This window comes from Natronoarchaeum sp. GCM10025703 (assembly GCF_042661985.1).
In the GTDB taxonomy this organism is placed as follows: Archaea; Halobacteriota; Halobacteria; order Halobacteriales; family Natronoarchaeaceae; genus Natranaeroarchaeum.
The window spans coordinates 37019-49457 of record NZ_JBHSZF010000002.1 but is presented as its reverse complement, the minus strand read 5'-3'; the positions used below and the strand labels follow the sequence as shown (position 1 = coordinate 49457).

At 56.6% G+C, this 12439-nt stretch carries 10 protein-coding genes and 2 pseudogenes; 7 read left to right on the top strand and 5 right to left on the bottom strand.

The genetic code is table 11. From position 1 onward, the window contains the following. Window positions 1-751: 751 nt before the first annotated feature. A complete protein-coding gene (locus ACFQH2_RS17350) occupies window positions 752-922 on the bottom strand; it encodes a hypothetical protein (protein WP_377050321.1) in 171 nt (56 codons plus the stop codon). A 263-nt stretch (window positions 923-1185) separates the two neighbouring features. Between ACFQH2_RS17350 and ACFQH2_RS17345 the strand changes: the two are divergent. Beyond that, window positions 1186-1825, top strand: a pseudogene (locus ACFQH2_RS17345) (IS6 family transposase). A gap of 63 nt (window positions 1826-1888) precedes the next feature. Here ACFQH2_RS17345 and ACFQH2_RS17340 read toward each other — a convergent pair. Together ACFQH2_RS17340 and ACFQH2_RS17335 are read right to left on the bottom strand one after the other, a co-directional pair. Continuing rightward, entirely contained in the window at window positions 1889-3148 is a 1260-nt protein-coding gene (locus tag ACFQH2_RS17340; protein WP_377050317.1) for an inorganic phosphate transporter, read from the bottom strand. A 215-nt stretch (window positions 3149-3363) separates the two neighbouring features. Then, window positions 3364-4014, bottom strand: a complete 651-nt coding sequence (locus ACFQH2_RS17335; RefSeq protein ID WP_377077045.1) for a hypothetical protein — start codon at window positions 4012-4014, stop codon at window positions 3364-3366. A gap of 154 nt (window positions 4015-4168) precedes the next feature. Between ACFQH2_RS17335 and ACFQH2_RS17330 the strand changes: the two genes are divergently transcribed. After that, a complete protein-coding gene (locus tag ACFQH2_RS17330; RefSeq protein WP_377050313.1) occupies window positions 4169-4657 on the top strand; it encodes an ArsR family transcriptional regulator in 489 nt (162 codons plus the stop codon). Window positions 4658-4660: 3 nt separating this feature from the next. On the opposite strand, the pseudogene ACFQH2_RS17325 reads toward ACFQH2_RS17330, so the two are convergent. Further along, window positions 4661-4865 (bottom strand): annotated as a pseudogene (locus ACFQH2_RS17325) (hypothetical protein); the annotation flags it as partial. A 1143-nt stretch (window positions 4866-6008) separates the two neighbouring features. Between ACFQH2_RS17325 and ACFQH2_RS17320 the strand changes: the two are divergent. Then, entirely contained in the window at window positions 6009-6188 is a 180-nt protein-coding gene (locus ACFQH2_RS17320) for a hypothetical protein (RefSeq protein WP_377050309.1), read from the top strand. A 190-nt stretch (window positions 6189-6378) separates the two neighbouring features. Here ACFQH2_RS17320 and ACFQH2_RS17315 read toward each other — a convergent pair whose 3' ends face one another. Beyond that, entirely contained in the window at window positions 6379-6966 is a 588-nt protein-coding gene (locus ACFQH2_RS17315) for an HNH endonuclease (RefSeq protein WP_377077044.1), read from the bottom strand. A gap of 952 nt (window positions 6967-7918) precedes the next feature. On the opposite strand from ACFQH2_RS17315, the gene ACFQH2_RS17310 reads away from it, so the two are divergent. The 4 genes from ACFQH2_RS17310 to ACFQH2_RS17295 all read left to right on the top strand — a co-directional run bounded on the left by ACFQH2_RS17310 (window position 7919) and on the right by ACFQH2_RS17295 (window position 12438). After that, a complete protein-coding gene (locus tag ACFQH2_RS17310; RefSeq protein WP_377077043.1) occupies window positions 7919-8248 on the top strand; it encodes a hypothetical protein in 330 nt (109 codons plus the stop codon). Window positions 8249-8562: 314 nt separating this feature from the next. Beyond that, window positions 8563-9111: a response regulator gene (locus ACFQH2_RS17305; RefSeq protein WP_377077042.1), complete on the top strand. Its 549-nt coding sequence runs from the start codon at window positions 8563-8565 to the stop codon at window positions 9109-9111. An 8-nt stretch (window positions 9112-9119) separates the two neighbouring features. Next, complete coding sequence (locus ACFQH2_RS17300) at window positions 9120-10742, top strand: PAS domain-containing sensor histidine kinase (protein WP_377077041.1); 1623 nt, start codon at window positions 9120-9122, stop codon at window positions 10740-10742. A 223-nt stretch (window positions 10743-10965) separates the two neighbouring features. Further along, a complete protein-coding gene (locus ACFQH2_RS17295) occupies window positions 10966-12438 on the top strand; it encodes an MBL fold metallo-hydrolase (protein ID WP_377050301.1) in 1473 nt (490 codons plus the stop codon). Window position 12439: the final 1 nt, after the last annotated feature.

The window sequence follows — 12439 nt, the reverse complement described above, 5'->3', positions numbered from 1 at the left end:
GAGCTCTTGCGACCGATACGGTGATAGTGCTCGACGGCGACGTGTTGCTCCTCGGACGGGCACATCCATCCCAGTCATCCTGACTGCTGTGCCCTCCTCACTGACATTCGTCAGTCGACGTCTCGTTCACAGCGTACCAGCCAATAGCGGCGAGGATTGCACCGACCAAGCTAGCAAGGACGTCTATCGGCTCGAACGCTCGTCCAGGAACCCGCTTCTGAAGCCGACCCGTGACGAGGCTGTGCGTTGTTGAGATACACACTGCAAGGACGGCGGCCCCTCCGTCAGTACGTCGACCAGCGCTGATTGCGTTTGCCAGGGCCACCACATAGCCTGCATGGCCGATGAGATGCAGGAGTTTGTCGGGACCCACCCACTTCCATCCCGGATGACGTCTGAGAGGAGATGGCAGAACTGAGGCGACGAGAAGCACAACTGTGCTAACGGCAACCGCCCCCAGCGAGAGCTAAGCGATCGATTGCACATAGTCTACCTGCGTGCCGCGGTTCTTTGACGTCGATGATCTGTGATCGGACTCCATTGACTCGAAGAAACATGACGCCTCGATATGAACTTTGGTGGTCGTTCCATCGTATGAGTAATCACCCGAGCATTCCTTCCCCGAGTTCGTTTCGTATGGGCAGGTCAGGCGGCATGTAGGTAGCTACCCCCAGCGACTTCCGTTGCGGGTCGAGCCGCTCTAGGACGGCGGGCAGTCGGTGGGGTCTGCAGCCGGACCAACGCCCGTCGTTCAGTCCCGGTCGATGCTCTCGACGACCTCCCCGGCCTCCTCCCACTCCTCATCGAGTGCCCGTCGACGCAGACGGACGGGGCCGCCGGGCTGCTTCCCGGTCGTCAGTTCGTACAGCATCGCTTGGTCTTCGTTCCGGCCCTCGGCGTGGAATACGCTCTCTTTGCTCACCTCGACCTCATCGAAGAAGGCGCGAACCGTCTCGCCGTCCTCAATGTGGAGCTCTCATTCCCCCGCGCCGATCTTCCCCATTGTCAGTGCGATTTCGTCCAGCGGCATATCTTACCTATGGCCCTCCATAGACGAAAGCCCATCACCTCTGTACCGAGGCGTCACCCTCTCGATGCCTTCCAGACATACACTCACAAAAGATTAACAGCGCCCCTCGCGGTCGTGTTAAGTTAGGAACGAGGCGGTCGAAGATTCGGATGTTCATGGCCGAAACCGACCGCCTCAACGAATCTACAGACTGGATCGACTTGGAGTTTGTGCAGCGTGAGAGGACACCCCCGCAGCTCATTAAAAAGGGTATTCGCCACCATCTTGCGGGCCTATCACTCTCGAATACAGTTGTGTTACTTGAGGAGTCGGGTGTCAAACGCAGTCGCACTGCGGTTCACAACTGGGTTCAAAAAGCGGATTTACAGCCGAGCGGCGGTGAGAATCTGGATCGAGTTGCGGTCGATCAAAAATCGATCCGGATCAACGACGAGCAATACTGGCTGTACACCGCGGTTGATCCTGAATCCAACAAAATTCTCCATTCACGACTGTTCCCAACGTATACGGTGCCGATTGCACGAGAGTTTCTCACTGAACTGACCGAGAAACACGCCGTCACAGACGCCGTGTTTCTCGTCGATGACGCAGATGACCTCATCGCCGGCCTTCGACGAGAAAATCTCAGCTACCGCGTCCAGCAACACGACTTTCAGAAACGCCGTCGAACGTGTCTTTCGTGAGGTAGAACGACGAACATCTTCGTTTTCAAACTGCTTCAGCCACGTTGATCCAGACACCGCAGAATCATGGCTACAAGCTCACGCCGTCTGGTGGAATCAATGGCTAAGTTAACACCGCCCCGCGCCCGAGGTTGTTTACCCACGACTGAGGCCGATGGACAGACGAGGTATTCTCTTAGCCGAGAAGTAAAAACAAGGCATAGGCCCCCACGAGGGACATCATCGGCGTGATCACCCAGAGTGTTACGACGCGAGCTGCCGCTGCGTGGTGGAACAGGCCTTCGGCGGACAGTTCCCCCGGGTCTTTTTCACCGATACTAGACACATCATCCCCGGATGCCTGCTGCCTATCCGGGTGAGGAGTCTCGCCTTCAGCGAGTTCGCCCACAGTCGGGCCCGCAGCGACCCCCTTGTTGCCTTCAACTGGGTGAAGTTTGAGTGCACCAGTCGTAAACTTTGGAGCGGATTCATCGGCAGGGGACTGTGTGACTATTTCTGCGAGCGTCCGCTGTCGGCTTGCACGGCCCCACCCGAGCCCAATGATACAACTGGTCGTACTCACGGCGAGACTAGCTGGAATTCCGAGCCACGAGAGGACGGTGATGATCGTCGCACCCACGGTCGAAACAATGAGCGCTGCCAGAATCGGCATCTCAGTAATATCGTTGCCAACGGTCGCCAGCGTCCGCCGGGCAATTGTGAAGCCACCCACGCTGATGGCCCCGACTGCGAGGAGAATCGCCGGGCTGGGGTCGAGGGAACCGTTGCCGACGAGCGGGGCGACTGCGTTCGCCGCGTTCGAGGCTCCGGCGCTGAACCCCATATAGCAGGCAATTACCACTACAAGCGCCGACCCGATCAGATCCCGAGGTGCCACGTTATCGTTGACCGATAGCCGTGGGAGCCTCCCCTGGGTATCGATTGCGATCAACGGGTTCGTGAGGCGACCAAATTCGAATTTGGCGTCGAGGTGCGGGTACAGATATCTGCCGATAAACGCACCTGTAAAGACAGCGATCAGTGGGGCAACGATCCATGCCGACAGGATGGTGAACATCAGGGCAGTGTTGAGCGTCCCCGTTGCTAATCCAAGTCCGACGATTGCTGCGACGGCTGTCATCGAGGTTGACGCCGGGACACCGTAGACGTTCGAGATCAGGAGTGCGAGCCCGGTAAAAAAGAGGACGCCGACGCTCGCTTCGGGTGTAAAGGCTGTTGCATCGACGATTTCGGTACTCATCGTCGTGATGACCTTCCGCCCAATCGTCCACGCTCCGAGGAACGCGAACACGGTAAACAGGGCTCCGGCGGTGACTTTTCTAACGGCCCGACTGCCGACTGCCGGACCGAAGGCAACACCGGTTGATGACCCGCCGATATTGTACCCGACGAACACCGCCACCAGCAATCCCACGAGAATTAGTAATTCTGCCACGTGTGTGTGTATATGTGGTCAGTTCGCATGCGAAAAAATAGTGGCGTTTCGCTACTGAACTGTTGGCTACGACCGATAGACACAGTAAGTAGGGTGGGGTAGTTCACGGTTCGTTACGCGCTTCCCACTCCGGGCGTGGTGTCGGCGACGGAAGCTCGGAAACTGCAGTTCGGAGTTCCTCCTCAGCAGACCATGGAAAGCACTGGGCGTGTAATTCAGAATTTGCGGAACTTGTTCAGATGGACCCAACTGTACTTCGCAGGTTCGTCTCCCTCCACCGCTCGGTCGTCGATAACATCCCAGACCTCTTTTTCAGTAACGTCGATCCCAGACTCTTGTGCGCGGTCGACGAGCGCGTCGATCTTCGAATGGACCTCATCTTGCTTCAACTCATCCGTGAACGCAATTTCGAGCGCAGCTTGAGTGACGTGATGTTTCGATGTGAGATTTGCGTCAGTCACCCACGCGTAGTCGCGTGGAAACACGTACGATTTGTCGAAATACGGCGGGTCATCGATCTCGCCTAATTCCGGTGCTTCACCCCCGCCTTCCTTTTCGAAGACACCAACGATGTAGTCGCTGTAGGTTGCCAACAAAGAGAACATGATATCGAACGTATTGAGCCGCTCAGTTGGCAGCTCCAGGAGATCCCCCATAATGAACGGGTACGCGCCGAGTTGCTTGGTGAGTTCGTTCTGCACAGCACGGAGACGGCGGATGTAGGGATCACGATAGCTGCCGAGAATAAAATACGATGTTCGCTGGCTCCAGAGATACGGCAGTTCATGTTGGGCGAACTGCCAGATCTCACGCTTTTCCGCTGGTTCGAGTTCGATACCGCCGACCGCTTCGTGGACCACTGCCATAATGTTCGCAGCGTCAGGCGGGGGCTGGGATCAGTCATTGGCTGCTGGTTCTGAACCACACCACTATGTCTCTTCTGAATCACTTTGGTATTTTCAAGAATAACCAACTTGGATCACCCTAACTGTTATTGCCTCGCTCCTCGTACGGATATGTATGAGCGAAACCCACACTGGCGCGGCCGATGCGGGGCCGTTCGCGGAGCAGCAGCGACTGTTCAAGCTGCTGTCCCAAGAGACGCGCCACCTCATCATCCAGGAGCTGCTGGGCCATCCTGCACACCTCATGTCGCTCGCTGAACTCGAATACATGACTGGCAAGAGCCAAGCGGCCATCAAAGACCAGCTTGAGACACTGAGCGACGCCGGGCTCCTTGCACGCTATACGTACGAACCCAGTCAAGACAAACGCGATCTCCCCTCGCAGTTCTACGGGTTCACAGAGAGAGGTGTCGAGGTCCTTCACGATTACAAGTATCTCCGGGGGCTCCCGGTCGCTCGCGCCCTCTACGAGAACACGCGTAAGACCGAGAAAATCGAACGCCACGAATCGGCCCCGCGTCCAGAGCTACCAACGGCTGTTGCAGAAGCACTCGAGTTTGACGAACCCGATCTCGACACCGTTGATGCCGGTACAAACCGGTAGTTCACCTGGTTTCAGCAACTCGGCGAACGTCTCGAAACTGGCCGCGGTGTTGATCTCGGCGATCACTTCGACGTCCGGATTCAGATAGTTACATTCAGTCATCAGATCGGCCATCGTCACTTCCTTGTACTCGGTTTCGTGCTCGCGGGTGGTCAGCGAGACGCCGGTCTCATGGGGGAGGCGGAGCTCGTGAGCCCTCGTCGACGGCAGGTCAGATCCCTACTTCGGCCCATACATCATAATCAGATTCAGGGCAAGAAATCGCTTTATTTGGAGTCTAAACCGAATATGTAGCGTTTCAGATCGATCCTATCTGTTCCAACGGACCGCTAATTACTGATACAGCCGCAATTGCAAGCCAACCAGGACGGGCGCTCGAACGCCACTCCCCAGTCGGGGAGCGACGAAGAAACGCCTGGAGCGGGCGGCTATCGCTCGAATGGACGTACCACCATGTGCTCAACGACGTCGATATACAGGCACCCATAGCCTCATAATCGGATCCCCTCGTGCGATTTCGGGGATGTTCGACGACGACGACGGCTCCAAGCAGACACCCCAAGCGTCCGAAACAGCCAGAAACAGGCGCGAGATGCGCTTTACTCCACGGCCTGGCTATCGCGTCAGCACGACTTCGTCACGACATCCGTCCTGGTTCACCCTCACAAACCCCTTTCAGCACCGCTCTTGCGGTGCAAAATGCCGATTATGAACACCACGTGACTATCGCACTGGCGTCTAGCTACCGTTTTGACGCCGTGTGATGGCTCATACCGGCTATGATCCGATATTCATCGACGTCCAGTCCAGCATGCGATACCCTATATTGCTCAGTGTGAAAACTGAGTGAGCCGCTACCGGAGCCACAGTTACTGTCGTTGACACCGCCAGCGAGTGTCGCAACCGGTCGAACAAAACCCCGTGGGCTGCGTCGAGAGCGACTCCGATCGTACCGATCTCAGCGGTCTCAACGTGCGACAGGCCATCGATTTTCCAAACCCGGACCCCACCGTTCGTCTTGGCACCGTGGGAGGAGTGACCTGCTTGCCAGTACCGCGATCGTCATTGAGGTGAATGATCAGATTCCCCAACCTGCCGCAACGGAACCGATTCTGTCTCGTATTCGTACGAGCCTTCGCCAGGAGTCGTTGTTCGATGAGGAACGCCACAATCGAAACCAGCGCCGCATTGAGATGGCGCTTGCCCCGATCAGTATTTTCGACGAGAACGGGGACACGATCTGGGCCATCACTGCCGTTTTGGAACTCCTCGGACTAGATACCCGTGCGAAACTACCGGCCGACACCCGATGAACGCTTATCCCGTTCGGCCGGCTAATAGAAAACAACCGATGGGATTCTTCGAAAGTGTCGGGCGACAGGTCGAGCAATTCAAACAGACCGCGAAGGAAGCAGCCGACGACAACGCGGACTGGCAGTGTCAGTCCTGTCAGGCGCGGTTCAATGCCACCGACGACCAGTGCCCGGAATGCGGATCGAAGGAGATCGTCTCGACGAAGGCAGAGGAGTGATTACCGACGTCGTCGGTGTTGTTACTTACTCTCTCTTGATCGAGTCATCTATCACCTCGATCTAGCAGACGTCTCCAAGGTCAGATGATGAAACTAATCGAACGAGAGTACCACGGCTCTCACTTTCCAGAGCAAAAGTAGATCTACACCCATGCGAGTCCCGCGTTATGCTCCGCGAGATATCCGGGGCTCAGACTCTTCTCGGGAAGTGCGACTCGTTCACCAGCCTGCTGAATAATCGTTCGCTGCAAGAGATCGCTTTCCGTTTGAAGGACGGGTTCACGCGCAACCGATAGTCGCAGTCGATCGTGAACAGTTCACGGTCGAACGCTGCGTGATGTGTCTTACTCAGCGGTAAGACGTTCGTTAGATCCGCCCGGTGATCTGGGTGCTCACTCCACGCTAACACGTGCGCGACGTCCAGTAGCCCCGGGTGGTCAACACCTGAGACCGGGCATGTTCGGTCATACCGAGAAATCACTGTCGCACGGAACTCAGGATCAACCGCACGGGCGTGAATTGTCGTCGTGTACGTCCCAGCACTCAGTTCGTCGTCGATCATCGACGGTTTCCAGTCCGAATCACTCCATTCCGCAACCGCACTCTCCACGAACGATCGCCCCTCGTCCGTCAATGCGAACATGTCCGAGCGCTCCTCGACGAGATCCATGCTCCGCAACCAGTTCACTCGCTGTCTCGCCATGTCGGTCTCTCCACGACTCCACCCTAACTCAGGATGCGTGTCCAACTGCTGTTCACTTACCGTCTCGAGTGTCATTGATCCAGCAGACAACGCATACAGGAGACTCCGTAGCCCAACGTTCCGATCACACATTATACGGAGCAGTGTCGCTATCTCTCCCTGTGCCATATATTCCTGACCAGCATCTCCCAGTACCCACTGTTCACCCACCTGGTGCAAGAAGCCGACCTGTTGAAGATAGCTGACCCGCCGCATGATCGACTGCCGACTGGATACGTTCTGAAAACGTTCCACGATGCCATCCGACGAGCTCATCCGACGTCGGATGATGTGCCTCGACAAACTGAAGAATCGCATTCAGCGTTGTAACGTATCGTGTTGCACCGCCAAACATTGGTACGATACTGCGCAGTCGATCCGTACTCATACAAAAACGGTATCCCGGACAGATGATGATCCTTTCCCTGACAGATAGACGTGTACAGAGATGATTCCCTGTCACAATTGGTGGCGATTGATCACCGGTGGTTCGCAGCTGCATGTGTATACGCTCCGGTCTACATAGACAACTCAAGTGACGTGATCTCCCCTGGTAAGTCGTCGAAGGACAGTAGTCCACTTGAGCAAACGTACGGTAACGTTGAGCATAGCAGAGACTACAATATCGTCGATAAATTGACATTGGTTAGTAACGTTGGAGCCAATAATGCCTTTTGTTGGCCGTTTTCGAGGAACTATCGTTTTTCCGGGATGGGTATCAGACGGAACTACAGTTATCTGTCCGAAGTGCGAGGAAGAGATGTTCGTCAGAGGTGGGCCGCAGACGGATCGGCTTCGTCACTTCGTGCATTACCCCGACAGCCGGAAGTGTAGCGGCGAGTCAGAGGAACATCGTCGGTGGAAGCACCTGGTGTTCCGTGCACTACACGATTTGCATCTTCCCAACCAAGAATCGCTCTTTTTCTGCATGGAAGGGAAGCTCGATGTCTCACATACTCCAACGGATCCAACTACCCGACACGCCGATGTGCTTCTTCGATTCGGTGCGCAGCACGATCAGTTCGGGGATGGAATCGCCTTCGAGATCCAACATCGAAACGAAGAGAAGGATCTCCACGCCGCTACGTATGATTATCTCGTCAATGGATACAGCGTGCTGTGGGTGACTCGAAATACGTTCACAAATGCGTTGTTTGACGCGGCGAAGGCGATTGCCGAGAGCGACGCCGACCGGATGTTCTTCCGCGAACGTAGTGTATCGCTTCCCGAATTCGACGAATTTCGTCAGTGGGACTTCGAGCAACTCGCGGGACTTCTTGACGGCACGCAATCACGCCTTCCGTTATACGCTGAATGAGGAGGCTCTGATAGCCCTACGTTGGGAATGAACAGGTAGATCCGAGTAGCCGGATAGGGTGTCATAGAACGGTCGCACAACCGATTCGCAACTACCCTCAATCGGTCAGTATAGCGTACACACATACCGCGACGATTGACAACCTGTCTGGAATCGATCAGAACATTGGTGTAACATACAGAGCGTAAAGTCAGTATCAGAACGTTTTTATTTTGAATATTTAAATATGAATTAATTTTTCGGTATCGACAAGGCCAATTTCAGTCCTGATTCTGCTACAGTAGGTTTTTGATGATAGTAACACTTTGTAGATTATGCCACTCAGTTCTCATCAAGATATTCAGATTCTCCACGTCGATGACGACCCCTCCATCACGGACCTAACAGGGACGTTTCTCGAACGCGAGGACGACCGCTTCGCTGTCCAGACAGCGACCAGTGCCGACGAGGGGTTGGAGAATATTAATGACCGCCCGCCTGACTGCGTCGTCTCGGATTACAACATGCCCGGCACGGATGGCATCGAATTCCTGCAGGCTGTCCGAGAGGAGTATCCCGACCTCCCGTTTATTCTCTTCACCGGCGAGGGCAGCGAGACAGTCGCCAGTGACGCCATTGCTGCCGGTGTCACCGACTATCTCCAGAAGGGGAGCGGCACCGAACGGTATGAACTCTTGGCCAACCGGATCCGCAACGCCGTTCGGGCCCGCGGCGAGGCCGAGCGGGCCGACAGACAAGAACAATTGATGCGATTGACAGAATTCGCAGGCGACACCGGCGGGTTCGAGTTTGACAGAGAGAGCAACACGATTCTGTTGACCGCTGGCACCCGGCGAATCATCGGGCGTCCCGACACATTCTGAAATCACTCTTGAGGAAGCGCTCGAACTGTTCCGCCCGGACGACCGCGAGGGCATTCAGCAAACACTCGACAGAGCCTTCAGAAACTGGCGAGGAACTGCACGATAGGTGGCGACTCCAGCAAGACGACGGCAACGAGCGCCTTCTGGACATCACGATCACTCCAGTCGTCGAAAACGGTGAGGTAACGAAACTCCGCGGGTCTGGCAACGACATCACCGACCGCAAAGAACGCGAACGGGAACTCGCAGCGGAACGACGGTTCATCGAGCAGGCACTCGACACACTCGATGACCTGTTCTACGTGCTCGACACGGACGGCAGCCTCCGACGGTGGAACAACCAGGTTCCGGAAACGACGGGGTATGCCGACTCGGAACTGGCCGATATGCAGGCTATCGAATTGTTTCCCAAAGACGACCGCCCGACAATCGCCGACGCGATCCAAACGGCTGTCTCAGGTGAACCAGTCACTGTCGAAGCTAACCTGCTCACTGCCGACGGCGAGCGGCTTCCCTACGAGTTCACCGGCGCACAGTTGATCGACGCTGATGGGAATACGACCGGAATAGTCGGTATCGGACGAAATCTAACCGGGAATAAAAACCGCGAGTATCGAGCGCTTGCCGAAGAATACGAGGCGCTGCTGGAAACATCCGGAGACGCGGTATTCATGCTCGATGTGGATACAACTGGCGAGGATCCAGCGTTCGAGTTCGCCCGACTCAGTCCTGGCTATGAGACGCAGACCGGAATCTCAACCGAGGAAGTTCGAGGGAAAACACCGCAAGCGGTCTTCGGCAGCGAACGAGGTGCCGAACTCGAAGCCAACTACACTCGATGCGTTGAGCAGCGCGCGCCGATATCGTACCGTGAAGAGCTCAACATCGCTGAAGATGCTCGGATTTGGGAGACAAGCCTCGCGCCAGTCATTATCGATGGCGATGTCATTCGGATCGTGGGTATTGCCCGGAACGTGACTGACCAGGTCGAACGAGAGCGCGAAATACAAACACAGAACGAGCGCTTGGAGGAGTTCACCAGCGTAGTCAGCCACGATTTGCGGAACCCACTCAGCGTGGCCGAAGGACGGTTGGAACTGATTCGGGACGTGTGTGAGAGTGACCATATCGACGACGTCGCACAGGCACTTGGCCGGATGGACACGCTCATCGAGGACATGCTGACACTGGCACAAGAGGCTGAGCAAATCGATGAGACCGAAGTGATTGGCCTGGCGAACATCGTCAAGAGTAGCTGGCAAACCGCGAACACAGAACAGGCAGTACTCGAAATCGAGACGTCTCAGTCTGTCGAAGGCGACCGGAACCGGCTCCAGCAACTGTTCGAGAATCTCTATCGCAACGCAGTCGAACACGGCGGTGACGGCGTGACAGTGTCTGTCGGATCGATGGACGACGGCTTCTACGTGGCGGACACGGGCCCCGGCATACCCGAAAGTGAGCGTGAGGAGGTCTTCGAGGCAGGATACTCAACGAATGAGGACGGAACTGGGTTCGGCCTGAGAATCGTCGAACAAATTGCCGACGCGCATGGGTGGGAGATTACCGTGACTGAGAGCAAAGGGGGCGGGGCCCGCTCTGAAATTACCGGTGTCCAAAAAGCTGAGTGACCCATACGCGCCTTACATCTTGCATACCAAGACATTTATTATATTTATCTAGTAGTTCCCTCACCGGTCAGTTCGCAGCTCTGTTTAACAGTAGTCTCAGTCCATTGTCTCTGAAAGAGGTGTTAGAGACAGCCATTCCGAAGGGACCATGCTACAGGTTTGGCGCTACCACTACTACCGTCCCGGACGGAACACTCAAACACTGCCCCTGAATACACCGAGTATGAAACGAGCGATCCTCATAATCGCCGTAGTGCTGCTCGTCGGTCTTGCCGGATGTACGACTAGCACCGGCGAGACCGAGGACGTGATCGACGACCCGCAGGCGGTGGGAGACGCCGTCGAAATCGTCGACCTGAACGTCGCGGACGTCTCACCCGGCGAGGAGTCCATCGTCCTCGAAAACACCGCCGATAAGCCCGCCGACCTCTCCGGATTCGAGCTCCGTGACCGAGAGGGCGGCCAAGTCGATGGCGGCCTCTCGCCCTTTTCGTTTCCCAGTGAGTTCGTCCTCGAACCCGGGGAGACAGTGAAAGTAACGACCGGAGACGGCGAGGCAACGGAGACCGAGCTGTACTGGGGATACAACGTCAACATCTGGCGAGGCGACGGCGACGTGGTTCGACTCGTCGACGCCGATGGCCAGGTCGTGATGGAGCACGCCTACGGCGACATGGTGGGAACCGAGTCGGACAGCGACGCCGGCGATGAGACCGACGACACCGATGACGAGACCGACGACGAGAGCGATGGCGACACACAGAGTACTGTTGAAGGCGAACTCGAAGTTCACCACATCGACGTCGGGCAGGGCGACTCGACCCTCATCGTCACGCCGGCCAACGAGACGATCCTGATCGACAGCGGCGACTGGTGCCAGAACGGCAGTGAGGTGATCGACTACCTCGAAGCACAGGAGATCGACCGGATCGACCACCTGGTCGCGACGCACGCCGACGCCGACCACATCGGCGGCCACGCTGCTGTGATCGAGCATTTCGAGACGAACGGTGAGGGCATTGGGACCGCGTACGATTCGGGCGTGCCCTCGAGTTCGGCGACCTACACTAACTACCTCGATGCCATCGACGAGCACGACGTCGAACTCCTTCTCGTCGAACGAGGTGACGAACTGCCGCTTGCGGGGACCGTCTCCGCGCAGGTGTTGCACCCGCCCACGGAGACCGGCAGCGACGTCAACGAGAACAGTATCGTGCTGACGTTCGATATCGGCGAGTTCCAGTACGTGACAACCGGCGACATCGACACCGATGTCGAACAACAACTGATCGAGGAACAAGGAAGCGATCTCGAGGGCGACGTGTACAAAGTCGGCCATCACGGGTCCTCGACCTCCTCCAGCGAGGCCTTGCTGGACACCATGACTCCCGAGACGGCCATCATTTCGAGCGCCTACGACTCACAGTACGGCCATCCGAACGACGTCGTGCTCGACCGATTCGCCGACCGGGATATCGAGACGTACTGGACGGGCGTCCACGGCGATATCGTGGTCCGAACCGATGGGACGGCGACTGCTATCGAGACCCAGGAGTCGTTCTCGACGGCTCCCGAGGATATCCTCGAGGAGACGCCCGACGCCGACGACACGGCGAACCTTCAGCCACCCAGCCCGCTTGTTGCAGGGAGTTCGGGCAGTGGGATTGATGGGACTGTCGCGTCTGTTGTGGGGTGAA

Bases quoted from the DNA above. Each gene is read 5' to 3' on its own strand.
- ACFQH2_RS17315 (WP_377077044.1), bottom strand. From the start codon at position 6,966: ATGACACTCGAGACGGTAAGTGAACAGCAGTTGGACACGCATCCTGAG.
- ACFQH2_RS17295 (WP_377050301.1), top strand. From the start codon at position 10,966: ATGAAACGAGCGATCCTCATAATCGCCGTAGTGCTGCTCGTCGGTCTT.
- ACFQH2_RS17305 (WP_377077042.1), top strand. From the start codon at position 8,563: ATGCCACTCAGTTCTCATCAAGATATTCAGATTCTCCACGTCGATGAC.
- ACFQH2_RS17335 (WP_377077045.1), bottom strand. From the start codon at position 4,014: ATGGCAGTGGTCCACGAAGCGGTCGGCGGTATCGAACTCGAACCAGCG.
- ACFQH2_RS17320 (WP_377050309.1), top strand. From the start codon at position 6,009: ATGGGATTCTTCGAAAGTGTCGGGCGACAGGTCGAGCAATTCAAACAG.
- ACFQH2_RS17330 (WP_377050313.1), top strand. From the start codon at position 4,169: ATGAGCGAAACCCACACTGGCGCGGCCGATGCGGGGCCGTTCGCGGAG.